Source organism: Amycolatopsis saalfeldensis (assembly GCF_900110575.1).
Classification (GTDB): domain Bacteria; phylum Actinomycetota; class Actinomycetes; order Mycobacteriales; family Pseudonocardiaceae; genus Amycolatopsis; species Amycolatopsis saalfeldensis.
This window is the reverse complement of the sequence record NZ_FOEF01000022.1, coordinates 1-22,515: the sequence shown is the minus strand read 5'-3', so window position 1 is coordinate 22,515 and position 22,515 is coordinate 1. Positions and strand designations below refer to the sequence as shown.

At 71.3% G+C, this 22,515-nt stretch carries 16 protein-coding genes; 4 read left to right on the top strand and 12 right to left on the bottom strand.

Annotated elements, in window-relative coordinates; genetic code table 11:
• Positions 1-86 precede the first annotated feature (86 nt).
• Positions 87-1,421: an LVIVD repeat-containing protein gene (locus tag BMY97_RS36420; RefSeq protein WP_177231713.1), complete on the top strand. Its 1,335-nt coding sequence runs from the start codon at positions 87-89 to the stop codon at positions 1,419-1,421.
• Here BMY97_RS36420 and BMY97_RS36415 read toward each other — a convergent pair.
• The 9 genes from BMY97_RS36415 to BMY97_RS36375 form a co-directional block, all read right to left on the bottom strand.
• Complete coding sequence (locus tag BMY97_RS36415) at positions 1,411-2,310, bottom strand: alpha/beta hydrolase (RefSeq protein ID WP_091626518.1); 900 nt, start codon at positions 2,308-2,310, stop codon at positions 1,411-1,413. The genes BMY97_RS36420 and BMY97_RS36415 overlap by 11 nt on opposite strands.
• A gap of 67 nt (positions 2,311-2,377) precedes the next feature.
• The gene (locus tag BMY97_RS36410) at positions 2,378-4,000 is read right to left on the bottom strand and encodes a glycoside hydrolase family 13 protein (protein WP_177231708.1); all 1,623 of its coding nucleotides are present in this window, start codon (positions 3,998-4,000) and stop codon (positions 2,378-2,380) included.
• 37 nt (positions 4,001-4,037) lie between these two features.
• Positions 4,038-4,955, bottom strand: a complete 918-nt coding sequence (locus BMY97_RS36405) for a carbohydrate ABC transporter permease (protein WP_245787687.1) — start codon at positions 4,953-4,955, stop codon at positions 4,038-4,040.
• A gap of 9 nt (positions 4,956-4,964) precedes the next feature.
• Positions 4,965-5,933, bottom strand: coding sequence for a carbohydrate ABC transporter permease (locus BMY97_RS36400; RefSeq protein WP_091626512.1), 969 nt, complete (start codon positions 5,931-5,933; stop codon positions 4,965-4,967).
• Entirely contained in the window at positions 5,911-7,317 is a 1,407-nt protein-coding gene (locus BMY97_RS36395) for an ABC transporter substrate-binding protein (protein ID WP_091626509.1), read from the bottom strand. Before BMY97_RS36395 ends, BMY97_RS36400 begins: the two co-directional genes overlap by 23 nt.
• Before the next feature lie 205 nt (positions 7,318-7,522).
• Entirely contained in the window at positions 7,523-8,539 is a 1,017-nt protein-coding gene (locus BMY97_RS36390) for a LacI family DNA-binding transcriptional regulator (protein WP_091626506.1), read from the bottom strand.
• Positions 8,540-8,590: 51 nt separating this feature from the next.
• Positions 8,591-8,824 carry a hypothetical protein gene (locus BMY97_RS36385; RefSeq protein WP_091626503.1) on the bottom strand — a complete coding sequence of 78 codons (234 nt, stop codon included), beginning with the start codon at positions 8,822-8,824 and terminating at the stop codon, positions 8,591-8,593.
• 51 nt (positions 8,825-8,875) lie between these two features.
• Positions 8,876-11,083: a discoidin domain-containing protein gene (locus BMY97_RS36380; protein ID WP_091626499.1), complete on the bottom strand. Its 2,208-nt coding sequence runs from the start codon at positions 11,081-11,083 to the stop codon at positions 8,876-8,878.
• A 37-nt stretch (positions 11,084-11,120) separates the two neighbouring features.
• Positions 11,121-13,490: a galactose-binding domain-containing protein gene (locus BMY97_RS36375; protein ID WP_245787686.1), complete on the bottom strand. Its 2,370-nt coding sequence runs from the start codon at positions 13,488-13,490 to the stop codon at positions 11,121-11,123.
• A gap of 326 nt (positions 13,491-13,816) precedes the next feature.
• Here BMY97_RS36375 and BMY97_RS36370 point away from each other — a divergent pair, with 326 nt between their 5' ends.
• Positions 13,817-14,821 carry an alpha/beta hydrolase gene (locus BMY97_RS36370; protein WP_091626493.1) on the top strand — a complete coding sequence of 335 codons (1,005 nt, stop codon included), beginning with the start codon at positions 13,817-13,819 and terminating at the stop codon, positions 14,819-14,821.
• A gap of 73 nt (positions 14,822-14,894) precedes the next feature.
• A complete protein-coding gene (locus tag BMY97_RS36365; RefSeq protein ID WP_091626491.1) occupies positions 14,895-16,220 on the top strand; it encodes a helix-turn-helix domain-containing protein in 1,326 nt (441 codons plus the stop codon).
• Between the two features lie 46 nt (positions 16,221-16,266).
• Here BMY97_RS36365 and BMY97_RS36360 read toward each other — a convergent pair whose 3' ends face one another.
• Positions 16,267-18,864 carry a bifunctional FO biosynthesis protein CofGH gene (locus BMY97_RS36360; RefSeq protein WP_177231707.1) on the bottom strand — a complete coding sequence of 866 codons (2,598 nt, stop codon included), beginning with the start codon at positions 18,862-18,864 and terminating at the stop codon, positions 16,267-16,269.
• Positions 18,865-19,007: 143 nt separating this feature from the next.
• Between BMY97_RS36360 and BMY97_RS36355 the strand changes: the two genes are divergently transcribed.
• Positions 19,008-20,639 carry an IS1634 family transposase gene (locus BMY97_RS36355; RefSeq protein ID WP_425425381.1) on the top strand — a complete coding sequence of 544 codons (1,632 nt, stop codon included), beginning with the start codon at positions 19,008-19,010 and terminating at the stop codon, positions 20,637-20,639.
• Here BMY97_RS36355 and BMY97_RS36350 read toward each other — a convergent pair.
• Together BMY97_RS36350 and BMY97_RS36345 are read right to left on the bottom strand one after the other, a co-directional pair.
• Positions 20,624-21,376 carry an SDR family NAD(P)-dependent oxidoreductase gene (locus tag BMY97_RS36350; protein WP_091626482.1) on the bottom strand — a complete coding sequence of 251 codons (753 nt, stop codon included), beginning with the start codon at positions 21,374-21,376 and terminating at the stop codon, positions 20,624-20,626. The two genes, BMY97_RS36355 and BMY97_RS36350, sit on opposite strands and share 16 nt — an antisense overlap.
• An 8-nt stretch (positions 21,377-21,384) precedes the next feature.
• A complete protein-coding gene (locus tag BMY97_RS36345; RefSeq protein WP_091626480.1) occupies positions 21,385-22,227 on the bottom strand; it encodes an alpha/beta fold hydrolase in 843 nt (280 codons plus the stop codon).
• Between the last annotated feature and the right edge of the window lie 288 nt (positions 22,228-22,515).

Sequence of the window (22,515 nt, the reverse complement as noted above, 5' to 3'; positions counted from 1 at the left end):
CAGTCCCAGGGAACGAAAGACGGTTGTGTCCGGTTAATTACCGTCTTACAGTGCGACGATCACGCTGGGCGTTCTGGGAGGTTCGTGTGCGTCGCTGGTGGCTCCGCCCGGTACTGGCTCTGACCACGGTGGCCGCGACGCTGGTCGCCACCGGTCTGCCGGCCGCGGCCTGTGGTGAGGACGACAAGCCGGCGGCGCAGGTCAAGCGCACCGCGGGTGATCCGGGTGCGGTGAAGGGCGTCCGCGCCGTCGGGAACCTGCCCGATGCGCAGGGGGCGATCTCGGCGAACTTCCTGCAGTACGGGCGCCGCGACGTGATGGTGGTGTCCGGCGAGTTCGGCCTCAAGGTCTACGACCTGACCCGGAATCCGGCCGCGCCGAAGGCGATCGGGCAGCTGAGCCTGCCGGGCCTGTGGGAGACCGAGGACACCGAGGTGGACGCGGCGCGCAAGCTGGTCTTCCTCTCGCGCGACCCGCGCGCGTTCGACGGGAACACGCACACCGGCGAGTCCGGCATCTACGTGGTGGACCTCTCGCGGCCGGAGTCGCCGCAGATCCTGAGCTACGTGCGCGTGCCGGCCGGGCACACGACCAGCTGCGTCGACGGCTGCCGCTACCTGTGGACCGGCGGCCCGGCGAAGGCCGACGACCAGCCCGCCGACTGGGGCGGCCGCCCGGTGTGGGTCACCGATGTCCGCGATCCGCGCCACCCGAAGGTCCAACCGGACCCGATCGAGCTGGCCCGCAACGACGGCAAGACGGACTACGTGCACGACGTGCAGGTGGACGCCGCGGGCGTCGCCTGGGTTTCGGGCCGCGGCGGCGTGCGCGGCTACTGGACTTCCGGCCTCCACCGCGACCCGGTGCAGGGCCGGGTCCGCCGGGCCACCGCCGACGCGCCGGTGCCCTACGCCGGCGGCGGCGTCGCCGAGACCGCCGCGCCGTCGAGGTTCCTGCACAACAGCTTCCACCCGGTCGGCCCCGCTGCCGACGGCGCCTGGCGCGGCCACGACCTGGTGTACGCCACGGAGGAGAACTTCGTCGACGGCTGTGCGGGCGACGGCGTCCTGACCATCTCGTCGCTGGCCGGCTCCTACGGCGGCGAGGGCTGGCGCTCGACCCCGTCGGCCCCGTTCCGGCTCCAGACCGTCGGCACCTGGAGCGTCGAGGGCCAGGAGGGCAGCGACCCCGCCTCCGACGACTGCTCCGCGCACTACTTCGACGTGCGCGGCCACGTGCTGGTGCAGTCGTTCTACGCGCAGGGCACCCGGTTCCTCGACGTCAGCGACCCGACGAACCCGCGCCAGATCGCCTACTACCGCCCGGCCGACGCCAGCTCGTGGGCCCCGTACTGGCACGACGGATATGTGTACGTGGCGGACAACGCGCGTGGCGTGGACATCCTGAAGCTCACCGTTTGAGCTGCTGGGCAAGGAACAGCGCGGCGCGGTCGAGGGCCTGGTCCGCTTCGTCGAGGACACCGGCGAACGACGGGAACGCGTGCGGCACGCCGGCGGTGACGTCGAGGATCACGTCCACCCCGGCGTTCCTCGCGCGGGCGGCCAAGCGGGTGGAGTCGTCGAGGAGCACCTCGTTGGTGCCGACCTGGAGCAGGATCGGCGGGAAGCCGGTCAGGTCGGCGAGGACCGCGGGGCTGAGCAGTTCCTGGTGCGGGTCCTGGCCCGCGAGGTACATCGCGCTGGGCGGCTTCAGCTTTTCGCGCGAGAGGAACGGGTCGATGCCCTCCTTGGCGTCCATGCTCTCGCCCGTCCTGGTGGCGTCGAGCCCCGGGGAGAAGGCCACGATCGCCGCGGGCAGCGGCAGCCCGGCCGCGCGGGCCGCGAGGCAGGTCGTGACGGTGAGGCCGCCGCCGGCCGAGTCCCCGGCGAACGCGATGGCGCACGGGTCTTCGCCGCGTTCGAGCAGCACGCGGTAGGCCGCGAGCGTGTCGTCGATCGCGGCCGGGAACGGGTGCTCGGGGGCGAGCCGATAAGCCGGCGAGAGCGCGCGGAAGCCGGTTTTCACCACCAGGCCACCGGTCAGCGACAGCGCGGCCTCGGGCGAGCCGGAGACGAAGGAACCGCCGTGGAAGTACAGGATCGTGCCGGCGCGGGGGTGCTCGACCGGCTCGACCAGCACGGCCCGCCGGTCGCCGAGCGTCGTCTCCGTGGTCCGGATCCCCTCCGGCACGAGCTTCATCGTGGCCATCAGCGCCGCGAGCCCCGCTCGGTTCTCCTCGGCCGACTTGGTGGCGTCGGACTGGGACGCGCGCAGCATCCGGTCGATCTTCGCGCGCTGTTCCCGGCTCATCCACCACTCCCTCGAAACGGAGGTTACCCCGCCCCGGCGCCGAAACGCCGGGACGGGACGGCGGAACTCAGGAGCGCAGCCACACCGCCGTGTCGGTCGGCAGCAGCCCGTCCGGCAACGGCCCGCTCGCCAGCAGGACTTCCGCATGCGCGGGCAGCTCCACCGGCGAGGCCGAGAAGTTCAGCAGGAAGACGAAACCCGGCGCCCGGGAGAAGGCCAGCACGTCCGGGCCCGCGTCCAGCCAGGACACCGCCGGCTCGCCGAGGGAAGACCGCAAAGCCAGACCCCGGCGGTACAGCGACAGCATCGAGTCCGGGTCCCCGGCCTCCGCTTCTGCGGTGTACGAGACCCACTCCGCCGGCTGCGGCAGCCACGGCTCGGCCGCGCCGAAGCCGAACGGCGAAGACCGGCCGGACCACGGGATCGGCACCCGGCAGCCGTCGCGGCCCGGGTCGGCGCCCTCGGTCCGGGCCCAGACCGGGTCCTGGCGCAGGCCGGACGGGATGTCCTCGACCTCCCACAGGCCCAGCTCTTCACCCTGGTAGACGTACAGCCCACCGGGCAGCGACAGCGTCAGCAGGGCGGCCGCGCGGGCCCGGCGGGTGCCGAGCACCCGGTCGACCGGTGTCCCGTGTAGACGGTCGGCGAAGGCGAAACCCGTGTCGCCCGAACGGCCGTACCGCGTGACGTGCCGCGTGACGTCGTGGTTCGACAGCACCCACGCCGCCGGGGCGCCCACTTCCTCGTGCGCCCGCAGGGTGCGGGAGATGACGTCGCGGAAGCGGCCGGGGTCCCACGGGCAGGTCAGGAAGTCGAAGTTGAACGCCGAGTGCAGCTCGTCGCGGCGGAGGTAGCGCGCCGCTTTCGACATGTCGGGCAGCCACATCTCGCCGACCAGGATCTTCTCACCCGGGTAGCTGTCGGCGATCTTGCGCCACGAGCGGTAGATCTCGTGCAGCCCCTCCTGGTCGGAGAACGGCGTCTCGTCCCCGTCCTCGACGTCGGGCAGCGCCGGGTCCTTCACCAGCCCGTCGGCGACGTCGATGCGGAACCCGTCCACCCCGCGGTCGAACCAGAACCGCAGCACGTCCTCGAACTCCGCGCGGATGTCCTGGTTGTCCCAGTTGAAGTCCGGCTGCCGCGAGCTGTACAGGTGCAGGTACCACTCGCCGGGGGCGCCGTCGGCCTCGGTCACCCGGGTCCAGGCCGGCCCGCCGAAGCGCGACTTCCAGTTGTTCGGCGGCGCCGACCCGTCCGGCCCGCGGCCGGGCCGGAACCAGAACCGCTGCCGCTCGGCCGAGCCGGGGGCCGCGGCCAGCGCCGCCCGGAACCACCGGTGCTCGTCGGAGCAGTGGTTGGGCACGATGTCGATGATGACGCGGATGCCCAGCTCGTGCGCCTCCGTCAGGAGCTGCTCGGCCTCGCCCAGCGTGCCGAACAGCGGCTCGATGTCGCGGAAGTCGGCGACGTCGTAGCCGCCGTCGTCCATCGGCGACGGGTACCAGGGCGTGAACCAGATCGCGTCGACGCCGAGCTCGGCGAGGTAGTCCAATTTGGACCGCACGCCGGTCAGGTCGCCGACGCCGTCGCCGTTGCCGTCCGCGAAACTGCGGATGTACACCTGGTAGATCGCCGCGCTGCGCCACCAGGCCGAGCCCTCGGTGGTGGACAGCTGCCCCGAAGCGGTCACTGCGTTACCCCTCCCTTGTGGGTTTCGAGAGTTCACATCAGCCCTTGATCGAACCGGCGGTCAGCCCGGCGAAGATCTGGCGCTGGAACACGAGGAACAGCGCGATCATCGGGATGCTCGCCAGCACCATGCCCGCGACGAGCAGGTTCAGCGGCAGGTCGATGGCCACGCGCTGCAGCATCACGCTCAGCGTCTGCTTGCCGGTGTCCGGGAACACGAGCAGCGGCCAGATGAAGTCCTTCCACGCGGCGACGATCGTCAGGATCGACACCACCGCGAGGATCGGCCGCGAGATCGGCAGGATGATCCGCCAGAGCGTGCGCACCGGCCCCGCCCCGTCGAGGCGCGCGGCCTCGATCAGCTCGTCCGGGATCTGGTCGAAGAACCGTTTGAGCAGGTAGATGTTGAACGCGTTGGCCGCCGCGGGCAGCCAGATCGCGGTGGGCGAGTTGATCAGGTTGAGGTGCAGCAGCGGCAGGTCGGTCACGGTCACGTACGTCGGCACCAGCAGCGCCGCGGCCGGCAGCATCAGTGTCACGAGCATCAGCCCGAGCACGACGTTGCCGAACTTCGGCCGCAGCTTCGACAGCGCGAACGCCGCCGGGACGTCCACCGCGAGCTGCACCAGCCAGGCGCCGCCGGCCACGACCACGGTGTTCAGCAGGTACTTCCCGAGGTTCATCTGGCTCCAGGCCTCGGCGAAGGACTCCGGATGCCACTGCTGCGGCACCAGCGTGGCGGGCGTGCGGGCCAGCTCCGCCGGGGTTTTCATCGCGCCGGTCACCGCCCAGTACAGCGGGAACAGGAACGCGATGGTGAACGCCACGAACGTGCACACGAACACGATCACGTACAGCGTCTTGCCGCCGCGGGTGCGCAGCTGCGACGGCGAGACCAGCGTGCGCCCGGATGGTGCTTCGGCACGCTTCTTCTTGCGTGGCAAGGTTATTGTCACCAGAACCTCCTAAGCGTCCGCTCGCCGGGTCATCCGCACGTACATCGCCGAGAACACCCCGAGCGCCACGAACAGCAGCAGGCTCATCGCGCTGGCCGAGCCGAAGTCGTTGTAGACGAAGGCGTAGCGGTACAGCAGCAGGAGCACGGTCACGGTCGAGTCGTCCGGTCCGCCGCCCGTCATCACGTACGGCTCGGTGAACACCTGCATGGTCGCGACGATCTGCAGCAGCAGGAGCACCAGCAGCACGAACCGCGTCTGCGGGAACGTGACGTGCCGCAGCCGCCGCCACATGCCGGCGCCGTCGAGCTCCGCGGCCTCGTACAGCTCGCCCGGGATGGTCTGCAGCGCCGCCAGGTAGATCAGCGTCGTGCTGCCCATGTTCGCCCAGGTGGACACGAACACCAGCGACAGCATCGCCGTGGTGCTGGAGTCGAGCCACTGCGCGCCGGGCAGGCCCACCGCGGTCAGCGCGGAGTTGAACAGGCCGGGGCCCGGGTCGTAGAACCACTTCCACATCAGCGCGGTGACCACCGGCGGCAGCATCACCGGCAGGTAGACCGCGAGCCGGAAGTACGCCCGCGCGTGCCGGAGCTCGTTCAGCAGCACCGCGGCCAGGAACGGCACGGCGAAGCCGAAAACGAGCGCGAAACCGGTGAACAGCAGCGTGTTGCGCCACGCGACCCCGAACAGCGGGTCCTGGAAGAGCCGCACGAAGTTGTCGAAGCCCACCCAGCTCGGCGGGTTCACGAAGTCCACCTGCTGGAAGCTCAGCAGCACCCCGCGCACGATGGGGTACCAGGAGAACATCGCGAACACCAGGATCGCAGCGCACAGCAGGCTGTACGCGGTGATGTTGTCCTTGATCTTCCTTCGCAGCCTCGACCGGCGGCGCTCGGCCGCTGTCGCGATGGGCCGACTGGCCCGCGGGTTCGCCGCGGGCCAGTCGAGAACGTCACTTGACCTGGGCGAGGGCACTGTTGACCTTCGACGTCGCGGAGGAGAGCAGCTGGTCGACGTTCGCGTTGCGGTCGGTCAGCACCGCCTGCATCACGCTGTCGAGGGCGGCGTAGATCTGCTGCGCGTTCGGCGGCTCGATGCTGCCCTTGATCCGGTTCGCGGTGTCGACGTAGGCCTGGTAGTTCTGCGCCGGCACGTTCGCGTACTTCTTCTTCGCGGCCAGCTGCTGGTCGCGCACGGTGCCCTGCCAGATGTCCGGCGTCGGCTCGGTCGGCAGGCCCACGGGCTGCTGGCCGTCGGCGTACTGCTTCACGTGCTTGTCGAAGCGGTCCGGGTTGAGGTACTTCCACTGGATCCACTCGAGCCCGGCCTTGACCTTCGCGGCCGAGGCCTTCGGGTTGATCATGTAGCCCTCGCCGCCGAGCAGGGTGCCCTGCCCGCCGGGCATGCCGGCGATCCCGTAGTCCTCGTACTTGCCGTTGAACTGCTTGACCAGCACCGGCACGTTGTCCGGGGCGGCCATGTACATGCCGAGCTGGCCGGCGCCCATCAGCTGCTGCACGTCCACGTCCTGCAGCAGCTGCTTGCTGCCCATGGAGTTGTCGTCCCAGCGCATTTCGTGCAGGTAGTTCAGCGCGGCGCGGCCCTTGGCGTTGTCGAAGTCGGCGACCCACTTGTCGCCGTCCTTGCGCGCGACGTCGCCGCCCATCGAGTACAGCCAGCCGGTCATGTGCCAGCCGCCCTGGTTGTTCTTGCTGTAGTCGGCGTACCCCACGACGCCGTTCCCCAGTGCGGAGATCTTCTTCGCGTCGGCGCGGACCTCGTCCCACGTCGTCGGCGGCTGGTCCGGGTTGAGCCCGGCCTGCTGGAAGAGCTTGCGGTTGTAGACCAGCCCCATGGTGTAGTTCGCGGTCGGCAGGCCGTAAAGCTTGCCGCCGGCGTCCCGGAAGTTGTCCAGTAGTTGCGGCTGGATGTCGTTCACGTGCGGGACGCTCTTGGCCGCTTCCGTGATGTCGGCGGCCTGATGCCGGGCGATGATCTGCGCCGGGTCGGTGAAGTAGACGTAGTAGACGTCCTCGAGCTGGCCGCCGGCGAGCTTGGCGGAGAACGTCTTGGGGTCCATGAACCCCTCGTGGGGGACGATGTCGATGTTCGGGTGGGACGCCTCGAACTCGGCCACGTCGGCGTCGAACACCTTGCGTTCGAACGGCTGCGTCTGCGGCGGTTGCCCGGTGACGGTGATCTGGACCTTGCCACCCGCGGCGCCGCTGTCCGTCCCGCCGCCGCAGGCGGCCAGGCTCACGGCCAGGCCGCCCGCGGTGAGCAGGGCGAGCACGGTTCTGGGAGTGCGGCGGGCCGTGGGTGTGGAAGACCAGGGCGCTCGGGACCAGGGACTGCTCATCTCAAGCCTCTTCTCGCGGTCGCGACGGCTGTCTCGTGATGGCGGTCACTCTAAAGTGTGAGACCAGAAGCCCGCAATAACCAGACGAGAAGTTGCAAGTTACGAACAGGACGCGGCCGGGTCGGCAGGCTTGTGCCCCTGGACGCGCCGAAGGGGGCCTTCAGGGATTTGCGGTCCCTCAAGGCCCCCTTCGGGACGGCCGGGGTTACGAGGTGCGCGCGGTGTGCCGGGCGGTCGACCCGCGGACCACGAGCTCGGGCGCGAACAGCAGCTCCTCGGCCGCCACCATGCCGCCGTTGATCCGTTTGACCAGCAGCTCGACCACCGCGCGGCCCATCGCCTCGATCGGCTGGCGGGTGGTGGTGAGCGGCGGGTCGGTGCAGTTCATCAGAGCCGAGTCGTCGTAGCCGACCACGGAGATGTCTTCCGGCACCGAGAGGCCCTGCCGCCGGGCGGCGCGGATGGCGCCGAGCGCGAGCAGGTCGCTGGCGCACAGCACGGCGGTGGCCCCGCGCGGGTACAGCCGGGCGGCCGCCGCGTGCCCGCCCTCGATGGAGAACATCCCGTGCTCCACCAACTCGTCGAGCACCGGGAGGCCGAGCTTCGCCGCGTACGCGCGGAACGCCTCGAGCTTGCGCTGCGACGGCACGTGGTCGGCCGGCCCGAGAACCAGGCCGATCTTCTCGTGCCCGAGCGAGTTGAGGTGCCCGACGACCTGCTCGACGGCCACCGCGTCGTCGCAGGAAACCTGCGGCAGCCCGAGGTGGTCGACGGCGGCGTTGATCAGCACCGTGGGCAGCCGCCGCTCGACGAGGTGGTGGTAGTGCGTGTGCACGGCGTCGGCCTGGGCGAACAGCCCGCCGGCGAACACCACCCCGGACACCTGCTGCTGCAACAGCAGCTCCACGTACTCGGCCTCGGACACCCCGCCGGCGGTGCGGGTGCAGAGCACGGGGGTGAACCCCTGCTGGGCCAGCGCGTTGCCCATGATCTCGGCGAGCGCGGGGAAGATCGGGTTCTGCAGCTCGGGCAGCACCAGCCCGACCAGGCGGGCCCGCTCCCCCCGCAGCTGGGTCGGCCGCTCGTAGCCCATCACGTCCAGCGCGGTGAGAACGGCGGCGCGGGTGCTCGCGGAAACCCCGGATCGGCCGTTGAGCACCCGGCTGACCGTGGCTTCGCTGACCCCCACCTGGCGGGCCACTTCGGCAAGTCGACGCGTCATGTCCGAAATTTTACTGCAATCGGACGCAAAAGTGCGACTCGCCTGGGGTGGTCACTTGTCGAGCCGGGAGATCGCGGACGCGGTCAAGTGGTCGCAGCCGGAGATCCATGCCCGCGGTCGCGCGTTGGCCGGACGGACGATCCGCGCGAAATCCTTGAGGCTGAAGGTATCCGGTTCGACGGGAAGGGACGTGCAGATGCCACTCAGCGGATGACTGCGGCCGAGCTCGCGGAAGCGGCCGACCTCGAGGTGCGATGACCTGTCGCCCGGCTTCGCCGAACGCATGAAGAAGGCCTCCCCGTCCGGGCCGCCACGCGGGCGGGGAGGCCTCCGTCCTCAGGCGGCCGCGACCTCCAGCTCGGAGATCTGCCCGGCCGGCCAGCCGGTGTTGCCCGTGATGTTCAGCCGTACGAAACGCTGGGTCGTCGTGGCGAAGGCCGCCGACGCGGTGTTCGCCGAGGCCGGGTCGAACGTCCAGCCGCGCGAGGGCACCAGCGTGGTCCACGAGCTGCCGTCCGTGCTGCCTTGGACGGTGAGCGTCTCGGTGCGGGCCGCCCAGTCGGCGGACGGCGGGAGCTTCAGCGTCACCTTGTCGACGGCCGAGGCCGAGCCGAGGTCGACGGTCAGCGTCTGGGGGAACGCGTTGTTGGTGCTCTCCCAATAGCTGCTCGCGTTGCCGTCCACCGCGTTGCCCGGCGGGAAGCCCCCGACCGAGCCGGACGCGGTGGTCAGCTTGCCGCGGGCGATGTTCGTGCCCGACTGCGGCGGCTGGGGCGGGCCGGAGTTCGGCGCGGGCCACGACGAGCAGTCGCCCCAGGTGCCGGTCCAGCCGGTGTTGCCCGAGCCGCTGAACGTCATCTGCGGGGTCGAGGACGGGTACGGGCAGTTGTACGTGCCCGTGACCCCGACGCCGGACGCCGTCAGGTTGCTGATCGAAACGCTGCCCTGCGTCTGCGATTGCGCCACGAAAGTCCCCGTGCCGCGCACGGTCACGCCGTCGATGGTGATGCCGCTGACCACCTTGCCGGCGCCGTTGCCGTCGATGAACTGGATCGCCTCGTACGGGCTGTCGATCGCGGTGAAGCCGTTGACCTTGATGGCCACGCCGCTGATCGCCTGGTCCCGCGCGTCGAACCACAGCGCGCCGACGCCGAACTGCCAGTTCGGGTCGAGCGCCCCGGCCCGCAGCGCGGTGTTGTCCGACAGCGTGACGGTGCCCGAAAGCGGGACCGAGCTGAACCGGTTGGCCACCAGGTAACCGCCGCCGAGCGCGTTGGTGTCCTGCACCAGGTTGCCGCTCACAGTGTTGTCCGAACCGCCGTACAGCGCGATGCCGTTGGCCAGATTCGGCTGCACCACAGTGTTGTCGGTCAGCGAGTTGCCCGAATCGGCCTGGCCGTTGGACCACAGCGCGAGGCCGTCGTCCCCGTTGTTGCGCAGGTAGTTGTTGTGCAGCGTCGAATTCGTCACGGCGCCGTCGAAGTTGATGCCGTCCGCCTGCGTGTCGAGGATGCGGTTGTTCTCGATCGTCAGGTTCGACGAAGCGCCGCTCATCAGCCACAGACCGCACTTGGTGTTCTGGATCCACAGCCCGGACACCGTCGAGCCGGCCCCGAGCACGCCGTGGAAGGCGTTGTCCGGGCTGCTGTCGTTGCGCTCGGAGACCGAGCCGAACACGGCGAAGTCGTAGAGCTTGATGTTCCCGGACGCGCTGCCGTTGTTGAAGATGTTGTTGCCGTGCAACACCGTGTACCACTGGCCGGCGCCGCGGACGGTGGTCTGGTCGATCTGCAGCGCCGAGCCGATCTCGAACCGGCCCGCCGGCACCCACAGCTCCTTGCCCTGCGAGCGCGCGGCGGCCAGGCCGTTGCGGAACGCCTGCGTGTCGTCGGACGAGTCGTCCGGCGTTGCACCGTAATCGGTCACGGAAAGCGCATCCGCCGGTTTCGTGCCCGCGCCGCCGACCTGTTCGAAGTCGGCCAGGTCGATGGTCGCCTGCCCGACGTCACCGGAGTCGAGCTGCACCTTGACCTTCGTGCCCGCGCCGGCGTTCTGGCCGAACAGCAGCCGCGAATCGTCGAAGAAGTGGTGCGTTTTCGCGCCCGGGATGCCGGGCGTGTCGGTGTAGGAGTACTGCGAGGTGACGGAAAGGCCGCTGCCGAGCTTCGTGCCGCCGACGTAGACCGACATCCGGCCGGAGCTGCCGTCGGGCAGGCTGTAGCGGACGTTGATCGAGTTGGCCGCCGCGGGCAGGGTGAACTCGACGTACTGGCCCTGGCCGAGGGTCACGGCCTGGCGGCCGGAGGCCTCCGAAGCCAGGCTCGCCTGCGTGTAGGCGGGGCCGATCGCCGTGCCGTTGGTCGCGGAGCATTCGGCCTCGACGGTCCGGAACGGCGTCGAGGCGCCGCCGGGCGCGGTGGCCGGGCAGGTCGCCGCGGCCGCCGGGCTCGCCGTGCCGACCGCGAACACGGCCAGCCCGGACGAGACCAGCGCGGCCGTCAGCAGCGCCGCCCGGCCGCGGGGCCGGGATGAGGTGGGGAACATCTTGTGGGCACTCACCTTTCTGGGGATTCGCGGGGAGTCAGGACGCGTAGGCCTCGAGCTCGGACAGCTGCCCGGCGGGCCAGCCGGTGTTGCCGGTGAAGGTCAGCCGCAGGTAGCGCGTGCTCGCGGCGGTGAACGTGACCGTGGCCGTGTTACCGCTGCCGGGGTTGAACGTGTAGCCCGCGGCGGGCTTCAACGTGCTGTAGCCGGAGTTGCCGGCACTGCCGGAAACGGCGATCGTCTGGGTGCGGGTGCCCCAGTCGTTCGACGGCGGCAGCTTCAGCAGGAGCCGGCCGACGGACACCGCGCTGCCCAGGTCAACGGTGATCGACTGGGGGAACGCGTTGTTGGCGCTTTCCCAGTAGGTGCCGGTGTTCCCGTCGACGGCGTTGCCCGGCGGGAAGCCGCCCTGCGAGCCGCTCGCGCTGGCCGCCTTGTTCAGCGCGACGTTCCCGGTCGGCGGCTGGGTGGGCGTGGTCGGGGTCGTCGGCGTGGTGGGCGGAGTGCTGGTGCCGCCGCTGTCACCGTCGTACACCGGCGTCGGCCACGAGCCGCAGAACGTGGTGGTCCAGCCGGAGTTGCCGCCCTGATCGGCGAGCCCGCTCATCGCGTCCGGGCCCATGCAGTTGTAGATGCCCGCCCGGCCGATCTTGGTCGCGACGACGTTCTTCACCGTGCCGGCCGGCTTCGCCTGCAACTGCCACGCGAAGGTGCCCGCGCCGGTGATGCGCAGGCCGTCGAAGTGGACGTCGCTGGTGGCGCTGTCGATGAACTGGACGCCCTCGTAGTTGTTGTCCAGCAAGTCGTTGTCGACCACGTCGACCCGGCCGGTGATGGCCGAGTCGCGGCCGTCGAACCACAGCGCGCCGACGCCGAACTGCCAGTTGGAGTCGAGCACGCCGGTGCGCATCGCGGTGTTGCGCGTGACGGTGGTGGTGCCCGAGAGCGGCACGGCGCTGAACCGGTTGGCGACGTGGATGCCGCCGCCCTGGTCCTGGTTGTCGGCCACCACGTTGTCGGACACGGTGTTGTCGTGGCCGCCGTAGATGGCGATGTTGTTCGCCAGGATCGGCAGCAGCACGGTGTTGAACGAGAACGTGTTGTCGTGGTCGGCGTCGTGCTCGGCCCACATGGCCAGCCCGTCGTCACCGGTGTTGCGCAGGAAGTTGTTGGTCACCAGCACATTGCTGATGCCCTGGTGCAGGTTCAGCCCGTCCGCGGTCTGGTCGAGGATCCGGTTGTCGCGCACGGTGAGCCCGTCGAACGGCCCGTCGAGCCACAGCCCGACCTTCGTGTGCTGGATCCACAGGTCCTGCACCACCGAGCCGCCGCCCAGCGCGCCGCCGATGCCGTTGGCCTGGTCGCAGTCCACCCGCGCGTCGACCTCGCCCATGATCGCGAAGTCGTACAGCTTCACGTTGGTGCTGCTGCCGGGCACCGCCGGGTTGCCGGGGTAGGTCGGGGTGCTGCAGCTGGCCGGCTCGCCCTTGCCGAAGATGCCCGCGCGTGAGCCGTGCAGCTCCGAGTACCACGGGCCGGCGCCTCGCACGGTCACCTGGTCCACCGTCACGTGGTGGTTCAGCACGAACGTGCCCGCCGGGATCCAGACCTCCTTGCCCTGGCTCTTGGCCGCGGCCACGGTGGCGTCGAACGCGGCCGCGTCGTCCGTCGCGTCGCCGGGGGTGGCGCCGTAGTCGGTGACGGACAGGGAGTTCGCCGGCTGGGCCTTCGCCGGGGCGACCTGCTCGAAGTCGGCGAGGTCGATGGTCGCGGGGGTGACGTCGCCCGCGTCGACCTGGATCCGGATCTTGGTGCCCTGCGGGTAGCTGGCCGGGAAGAGGGTGCGGACCTCGTCGTAGAAGTGGTGCGCCTTGCCCTGGCCCGGATCGTTGCTGAACGGGTAGCCGCCGTAGTACCAGCCGTAGCGCGAGGTCAGGTCGAGGTCGCGGTTGTGGGCGCCGTTGACGTAGACGGCGATCTTGCCGTCGATCCCGGTGCCCTGCGCGTTGTCGGGCAGGCTGTAGCGGAAATCGAGCGAGTTCGACGGCGCGCTCAGGGTGAACTCGACGTACTGGCCCTGGCTCGAAAGCGTCACCGCCTTCCGCCCGGACGCCTCGCCGGCGAGCGTGCCCGCCGCGCGGTCGGGGCCGATCACGGTGCCGTTGGTGGCCGCGTTTTCGGCTTCCTGCTCCACGAACGGGACAGTGGCGCCGCGGCCGGCGACGGCCAGGGCCGAGCCGGACGCGGCCGGGGCGGCCGCCGCGGGCAGGGCGGCCGGCGAGGCGGCGAGGGTCAGCGCCGTCAGCCCGGCCGCCGCCAGCACCGCGCTGGTCAGCGCGGCGATTCTGCGTTTTCCGGTGGCCGGTGGGCGTTTCTCGGGCGCGCTGAAGACACCTGGGGGAGTCACGGGAGCAGCACTCACCTTTCCTGGGCTCGTGTGCACTGGTGGGGACAGTGTGAGCTGGATCATACGAATTTCTGACGGAGAACCGCAATAGTTGGACGGACTTACGCAAAATTTCGACAACTATCGTCGATCATGAACACGGCTGCGGCGTTCGGCCCAGTCCCGGTGAACGGCTACCCCGATCAGCGCCCGGACCGGTCATCTTTCACGTTCTCGCTGGGCGGCCCCGCCGGACGGCGGGGCATTCCCGCCGCGTGGCTGAGGTGCGAGCGGGCCGGTCACGACGAAGATCGATTCCGACCGGAGTTGCCCTTGGAGGTATCGAGATGACCGCGACCGACCCGTCGACCCGCCCGCAGACCGGCCCGCAGACCGGCCCGCCGGTGCCGTACGACCCCGAGCTGGCGGCGGCGCTGGCCGTGGTCCGGGCCGAGATGCCCCGGCTCGAGTCGATCGAGTCCCTCCCCGTGGTGCGCGCGGCCGTCGCCTCCCGGCAGCTGCCGCTCGGGGACCTGACCGCGGACGGCACCATCGAGCTGTGGGAGGCCGAGGCCGACGGCCCGGACGGCCCGGTCCCGGTGATCGCCGGCCGTCCGGCGGGCGTGACCACCGCGTTGCCGGTGCTCTGCTGGCTGCACGGCGGCGGCATGGTGCTGGGCGGGAACCGCGGCCGGGACCTGCTGTTCCTCAAGCAGTACGCGCTGGACCTCGGCCTCGCGTTCGTCGCGATCGACTACCGCGTGGCGCCCGAGCACCCGCATCCCGCGCCGGTGGAGGACAGCTACGCCGGTCTGAAGTGGACGGTCGAGCACGCGGCGGAGCTCGGCATCGACCCGGAGCGCGTGCTGGTCGGCGGCGCGAGCGCGGGTGGCGGGCTGGCGGCCGCGGTGGCGCTGCTCGCGCGCGACCGCAACGGCCCGGCGCTGCTCGGCCAGCTCCTGCTGTACCCGATGCTGGACGACCGCAACAACACCCCGTCGGCCTACCAGATGGCCGGCGCCGGCAGCTGGGACCGGACCGCCAACAACGTCGGCTGGACCGCGCTGCTCGGCGACGCCCGCGGCGGCCCCGACGTCTCGCCGTACGCGGCCCCAGCCCGTGCGACGGACCTTTCCGGCCTGCCGCCCGCATTCCTGGACGTCGGCAGCGCCGAGACCTTCCGCGACGAGGTGATCACCTACGCCGCGCGGCTTTCGCTCGCGGGGGTCGCGGCCGAGCTGCACATGTGGCCCGGCGCGTTCCACGGCTTCGACGGGGTGGCGCCGCAGGCCGCGCTTTCCCAGCAGGCCCGCGAAGCCCGGGTGCCGTGGCTGCGGCGGATGCTCGGCTGAGCCCTCGTGAGTGGCTGTGCCGGTTGGAACCGTCGTAGCCACTCATGAGCGTTTCGGGCGGCATGATGGGGCGATGAGGGACCTCGTCAGCCATCTCGCCGCGCTGGACCCGGACGCGGCGGCGACGGTCAAGGTGATCGCGTACTTCGACCAGCTGGTCGAGGCGGGCGCGGGGCTGGAGCCGATCGTCCGCGGGGCCGCCGTGCTGGCCGGCTGCCCGGCCCGCCTGGCGGACGGCGAGCACCACGTCCGGCTGCGCGTCGAGCCGGACGGCCGGGTCGCGCCGGCCGAAACGGACCTGGACCCGGACCCGGCCTGGCCGAACGCCCCCCTCCGCGCCGACGGCCCACCCGCGCTCTGGCTGGAACGCCCCGGCCCGGGCGGCGTCGTCGACGCGATGGTGCTGGAACGCGCCGCCGCCGCGGCCCGCGGAGTCCTGGACCGCACCCGCGGCCGCCCCGCTCACCCGGACCCGGCCACCGTGGAAGCCGTCCTGGACCCGACGGTCGACGAGAAGACCCGCCTCCGCCTCGCCCGCCGCCTCGGCCTGGGCGAAACCGCCCGCGCCGTGGCCCGCCCCGGTGGCCCCGCCGAACTGGCCCCACCGGGCGCCTGGCCCGCGAGCCTTGCCGGAAATGCCGGGTCGGTCGCCCGTGCCGCCGGGCTGCCGCAGCCGACGGTGACTCGCTCCGCCGCTGGTTCTGGGTCGACGTCTTCGGCTGCCCGCGCGGCCGGACCGTCGCAGTCCACGGTGGCTGGGGCTGCGGCTGCTGCCGGGTGGGCGTCTTCGGCCGCGCGTAAAGCCTCGTCCGCCCCCGTCGCCGGGCCGTCGCAGTCCACGGTGGCTGGGGCTGCTGCCGGGTCGGAGTCTTCGGCCGCGCCCACGGCTTCCCCCGCCCACGCCGCCGGGCTGCTGCGGATGACGGCGTCCAGCCCCGCCGCTACTCCCTCCCATACCGCCGCCGTCCCGCGGGCCGGGCTCGGTCCCGTCGTCGCGATCCGGGACCTGCCGGCTTCCTGGGACGCGGCCCGCGTCGCGTTGCGGTTCACCGCGGCCGGGACCGAGGCCGATCCGGGGCCCCGGGTGGTGGACTTCGCCGATCTCGGCGGGCTGGCCGTCCTTGCCGACGCGGTGGGGCCGTCGACGCCGCCGGTGGCCGATGTCGAGGCGGTCGAGAAGGCGCGGGCCGCGGCCCCGTGGGTGCTGGAGACGCTCGTCGCGGTGGCGGGCGCCGCCAGCCTGCGCGCGGCGGCCGCGGCCCTGACCCTGCACCACTCCACCCTGCAGGAACGCCTCACCCACGCCGAACACCTGCTCGGCTGGCCCGTCCGCACCCCGCAAGGCCGGCTGCGGCTCCAGCTCGCCCTCGCACTCTGGCGCCTGCACCGGAACCCTTAAAAAGAGGGGCTTTCCCTGCCGTAGCAAGGAAAGCCCCAGCAAACCCCTACGGAGTCAGCAACGGCAGCAGCGGCTTGCGCACCGCCGTCGCCACCCCGTCGGACGCGTCCGCGGCGGCGATCCGCTCCGCCGAGGGCGTGCCGTAGCCCGTGGTCCGCTGACGCAGCGGACGGCCCAGCGGCTCGACCATCGCGCGCATGTCGCTGATGGTCTTGTACGAGCCGTTCGCCGCGCCGGCCATCCGGCTGATCGTCTCCTCCATCAGCGTGCCGCCGATGTCGTTGACCCCGCCCTGCAGCACCGCGCGGCTGCCCTCTTCGCCGAGTTTCACCCAGGAGCTCTGGATGTTGTCGAACGTGCCGTGCAGCAGCAGCCGGGCCAGCGCGTGCACCGCCCGGTTCTCGCGCAGCGTGGTGCCCGCGCGGGCCAGGCCGGCCAGGTAGATGGGCGCGCTCTGGTGGATGAACGGCAGCAGCACGAACTCGGTGAACCCGCGCCGCCCGTTGCGCTCCATGCCCTCGCGCTGCAGCCGGGCCAGCAGCTTGAGGTGCGCGACCCAGTGGCTGGGGTTGTCCACGTGCCCGTACATCATCGTGGACGTCGTGGGCAGGCCGATCTCGTGCGCGGTGGTGACCACCTCGATCCAGGCGGACGTCGGCAGCTTGCCCTTCGTGAGCACCCACCGCACGTCGTCGTCGAGGATCTCCGCGGCGGTGCCCGGCAGGGAGTCCACTCCGGACTCCTTCGCGCGGATCAGCCAGTCCCGGATGGACAGATTGGTCCGCGACGCGCCGTTGACGACCTCCATCGGGCTGTAGGAGTGCAGGTGGATGTCCGGCTGCCGCCGCTTCACCTCGGCCGCCAGGTCGAAGTACGCGGTGCCCGGCAGGTCCGGGTGGATGCCGCCCTGCATGCAGATCTCCGTGGCGCCCGCGGCCCACGCCTCGTCGACGCGGTCGCCGACCTGATCCAGCGAAAGCGTGTACGCGTCGGCATCCGTGCGTCGCTGGGCGAAGGCGCAGAAGCGGCAACCCGTGTAGCAGACGTTGGTGAAGTTGATGTTCCGCGTGACGACAAACGTGATGTCGTCGCCCACCACCTCGCGGCGGAGGTCGTCGGCCAGCTTGGTCAGCGCGTCCAGCTCCGGGCCGTCGGCGTGCAGCAGGGCCAGCGCCGCGTCGTCGGACAGCCCGGCCGGGTCCTTTTCCGCGCTGCGCAAGGCTTCCAGCACGTCGGTGTCGAACTTCTGCGGACCGGACTTGATCTTGCCGGCGAGCTCGTTCCAGTCGCCGTAGACGGAGTCGAAATCGCCGCGGCGGTCGTCGGTGCGGCCGGTCGTGTCGATCTCGGTGTGCAGGTCGGTGCGGCCCGACTGCTGCCAGCCGCCGTCCGGCTCCTGCCACGGGATGCCGACCGGCATCGCGTCCTCGCGCGCCAGCCCCGTCGCCGGGTCCACGAGCGCGGCCACGTGCCGGGTGATGCGCGGGTCGAGCCACGGCTCGCCGATGTTCACGTACTCGGGGTAAATCGTCAGCCGTTCGCGAAGCTGGTAGCCGGCCTTCTCGGTCTGGCGCGCCAGCTGGTCGATCTGCGGCCAGGCGCGCTCGGGGTTCACGTGGTCCGGGGTCAGCGGCGAAACGCCGCCCCAGTCGTCGATCCCGGCGCGGATCATCAGGTCGTACTGGTTGCCGATCAGGTTCGGCGGCGCCTGGATGCGCATCTTCGGCCCGAGCACGAGCCGTGCGACGGCGATGTTGGCCGCCAGCTCTTCGAGGTCGGCGTCCGGGGTGGCGCGCATCTTCGTGTCCGGCTTCGCGCGGAAGTTCTGCACGATGACTTCCTGGATGCCGCCGTACTCCCGCGCGGTCTTGCGGATCGCGAACAGGGCGTCGGCACGCTCCTCGTGCGTCTCGCCGATGCCGATCAGCACCCCGGTGGTGAACGGCACGGAGCTGCGCCCGGCGTCCTCCAGCACCCGCAGCCGGACGGCCGGCTCCTTGTCCGGCGAGCCGTAGTGCGGCCCGCCCTTCTCGCTCCACAGCCGGGTCGCGGTGGTCTCCAGCATCATGCCCATCGACGGCGCGACGGGCTTGAGCCGCTGGAAGTCCTGCCAGCTCAGCACCCCCGGGTTGAGGTGCGGCAGCAGGCCGGTCTCCTCCAGCACGCGAATGGCCATCGCGCGGACGTAGGAAAGCGTGTCGTCGTAGCCGTGCGCGTCGAGCCAGTCGCGGGCGGCGCTCCAGCGGTCCTCCGGCCGGTCGCCGAGCGTGAACAGCGCTTCCTTGCAGCCCATCTCCGCGCCCTTGCGCGCGATGTCGAGGACCTCGTCGGGGGAGAGGAACGGCGACTCCAGCCGCCCCGGCACGGTGACGAAAGTGCAGTAGCCGCAACGGTCGCGGCACAGCCGGGTCAACGGGATGAAGACCTTGCGGCTGTAGGTGATGATGCCCGCGCGCCCGGCTTCTTCGAGGCCGGCGTCACGGATCCGGGAGGCGTGCTCGGACAGCGTCGCCAGGTCTTCGCCGCGGGCGTGCAGCAGCACGCTCGCCTCGGCGACGTCCAGCGTCTTCCCGTCCCGGGCCCGGGCGAGCGCGCGTCGCATCGCCGACGGGGTGGGGGCGGTCAGGTCAGGGTCGGGTGCCATTCCCGCCACGCTAGGTCCGTGCCCGGCCGCCGACCAGTGCCCCGCTCGTCACTGCCTCACCCGTTCGGGACCGAAGATCGTCCGCCCAGGTCAGCGGCCCGGGAAGGTTGTCGATCACCGATTCCGCGTGTATTACCTAAAGTGTGGCATCGGTGATCGGGAAGCGGATCGGCGGCCGGACCTACTACTACCTGGCCGAGTCCGCGCGGGTGGACGGCGAGCCCCGGGTGGTGGGCCAGCGCTACCTCGGCACGGCCGAAGAGATCGCCGGGGCACTGGCCGGCGGCGGCTCGGCCCCGGGCGGCGCGCGGCACCGGACGTTCGGCGACATCGCCGCGGTCTGGGGCACGCTCCGGCGGCTCGACCTGGTCCGCCGGGTCGACGCCGTGGTCGGCCCCCAGCGCGCGAAGACGACGCTCGGGCTGCACCTCGCGCTCGCCGTCCTGCACCGCGCGACCGCGCCGGGCACCGCGCTCGGCGAGTGGTGGTCGGGCTCCGCCGCGCAGGACCTCGTTCGCCCGCGCCCGCCGAAGGCCGCGGTGACCACGGAGGCGCACTGGCGCGCATTGCAGCGCCTCACCCCGGAGCGGATCACCGCCATCGAGACCGCCATCGCGGAAGCGGTGCTCGACCTGCTGGGCGACGACGGCACCTCGGCGCTCGCGGTCGACGTGCCCCAGTTCGCGGCCTTCACCGCCGCCGACTGCACGCTGCCCTCGGCGTGCCAGGACGTCTTGGCCGGGCTGGGCCTCGTGGTGACGCGGGACGGCGCGATCCCGCTCTCGTCGCGGATCTATCGGCGCGAGGGCGGCGCGGCCCCGACGTTCGGCGCGCTGGCCGGGGAACTGGGCGAGCGTTATCCCGCCACCGGTCTCACGCTCGTCTTCCACTCGGGCCAGGCCGCGCAGCTGGACCTCGGCGCGCGCAGCGGTTTCGTCGGATCGCTGCCGCTGGCCGATCACCCCGAGCTGCTGACCCAGCCGGCGTCGCTGCGAAGGCGCGTGGACCCGGAGCGCTTCGCCGGCCTCACGGCGATCGACACCCGGGCCGTCGTCGACGGTGTGCGAAGGCGCGTGATCCTCACGCATTCGGCCACGCTGCACGCGGCGCAGTCACGGGCGTTCGCCGACGAGCTGAGCACCGCCGTCCGCGAGCTGGACGGCCTCGCCGCGGCGCTCGCCGCGGGCACCCACCGCGGCGACCGGGCGCAGGTGCGCTCCGAGATCGCCCGCGTCACCCGCGGCCGCCGCGCCGAACGCGTGCTCACCACCACCTTGAGCGGCACGCACCCGGGCGGGCTGCGGCTGACCTGGCAGGTGGACCAGGCCGCCGTCACCCGGCTCGTCGACGAGTTCTTCGGCAAGCAGATCCTGGTCACCGACCACGACTGGCCGGTGGCCGAAGTGGTCACGGCCTACCGCGCGCGCACCCACCTCGAGTCCACGTTCCGCTGGCTCACCGGCCCGGCGGCCGTCGGCCCGAGGCCGCGCTGGGAGTGGACGCGCCACCGCATCGCCGTGCACACGCTCGTCTCGGTGCTCGCCGCCACCGTCACCCACGTGATGCGGCGCGAGGCGGACAACGCGGGCATGAACCTGTCCGTCGGCGAGCTGCTGGACCAGCTGTGCGGCATCGGCGAGACGGTGCTGCGCTACCCGTCCACCGGCGGCCGCCCGCGCGCCCGCCGCATCCTCACCGACCGGGACCCCGCTCAGCAGGCGCTCTACGAGCTGTTCGGCCTGGCCGAGTTCGCGCCGGATCAGCTCTCGCGGTAGATCTGCAGGGCGGCGGAACTCTGCACGACCGGCATGATCTCGATGACGTTCACGTTCACGTGCGGCGGCTGCGCGGACGCCCAGTGCACCGACTCGGCGATGTCCTCGGCGGTCAGCGGCGTGGTGCCGGCGTAGACGTTGCCGGCCTTGGCCTCGTCGCCGTCGAAGCGCACCTTCGAGAAGTCCGTGCCGCCGACCATGCCCGGCTCGACGTTGGTCACGCGCACACCGGTGCCGTGCAGGTCGCTGCGCAGGTTCAGGCTGAACTGGTGCACGAACGCCTTGGTCGCGCCGTAGACGTTGCCGCCGGGGTACGGGTAGGTGCCCGCGATCGAGCCGATGTTGATCACGTGGCCACTGCCGCGCTCGACCATGCCAGGCAGCAGCGCGCGCGTGACGTGCACGAGGCCGGTGACGTTGGTGGCGATCATCTGGTCCCAGTCGGCCAGCTGCGCCCGGTGGGCGGGCTCGAGCCCCTTCGCGAGGCCGGCGTTGTTCACCAGCACGTCCACCTGGCCCCACTCGCCGGGCAGCGCGCCGATCACGGACGTGACGGCTTCGGCGTCCTGCACGTCGAGCACGACGGGCAGCACGGCCTCGCCGAGTTCCGAGGCCAGCGCCGCCAGCTTGTCCGCACTGCGGGCCGCGGCGACGACCCGCGCGCCCTCGGCGACGAACCGGCGCGTGATCGCGGCGCCGAAGCCGGCACTCGCGCCGGTCACGAATACGGTCTTCATGGGGTGGGTCACCGTTCTTCCCCTGAGGCCGGCCGGAGCCGGAGAGTGTCCAGGAACCGGCCGAACACGTCGTTGAACTCGGCCGCGCGCTCCAGGTTAGGCAAGTGGCCCACGCCCCGGACCACCGCCAGTGCGGAACCGGCGACGAGCCGGTGCATCAGCTCGGCGTCGGAGACCGGGGTGAACTCGTCCTCGCTGCCGACGACCACCAGCGTGGAGACGCCGAGGTGTTCGAGCACCTCGCGGTAGTCCGGCCGTTCGGCGCGGGCCCGCAACGCCGCCGCGGCTCCTTCGGCGGGAGCGTCGCGCATCATCGTGAGAACGTGCTTCGCGACGTCGGGCCGGTTCTGGAGTGTTTCGGCCGACACCATCTTCGGGAGCAGCTCGTCCGCGTAGCGAGCCATGCCCTCGACGAGCAGGCGGTCGGCGACGGCGTTGCGCGCCACCTTCCCCTCAGCTGTCTCCTCGGTGGGGAAGGTGTCGGCGAGAAGGAGCGCGCTGACGCGCCCGGGGTGGTCCCGGACGGTCTGCATGACGATCTGCCCGCCCATGGACAGGCCGCCGAGCACGAACTCCGCCAGGCCCAGCTGATCGGCGAGCGCGATGAGGTCCCTCGAGAACCCGGCCAGGCTCGTGACGGCGGGCCCGCTGCTCTCGCCGTACCCGCGGAGGTCCGGGACCACCACACGATGGCCGCGCCGCGCGAAGTGCTCCGCCTGGGGGCGCCACATCGAGCGGTCGAACGGGTGCCCGTGGACGAGCAGCAGGGGAAGGCCGGTCGTGCCGGGGTTGCCGGGGCGGTGGTCGTCGTACGCGATGGACGTGCCGTCGTCGAGCTGGAGCTGGGCCATGCCGTCGACGCTAATCAGAGCGATCTATCGGTGCAATGGGGCGCAATGTAGTCGGAGCAATGTCCTCGGGTCGGTGTTTGCGGGTAGGTTCGGGTGGAGTGAGCGGCCGATCCGGGCTCCGCTTGACTGGTTCGCGGGGTTTGACCTGCGAAGATCCAGTTAAGGGACCCCCCTGTTTTCGGGGGCTTTTCGGCATGTAAAGTTCTCCAAGTCGCCAGGGAAACCGGGTGGCTGCCGGGACACGAACCAAGCTCTCACCGGAAGGTGATGGAGTGGGTGTCTCATCAA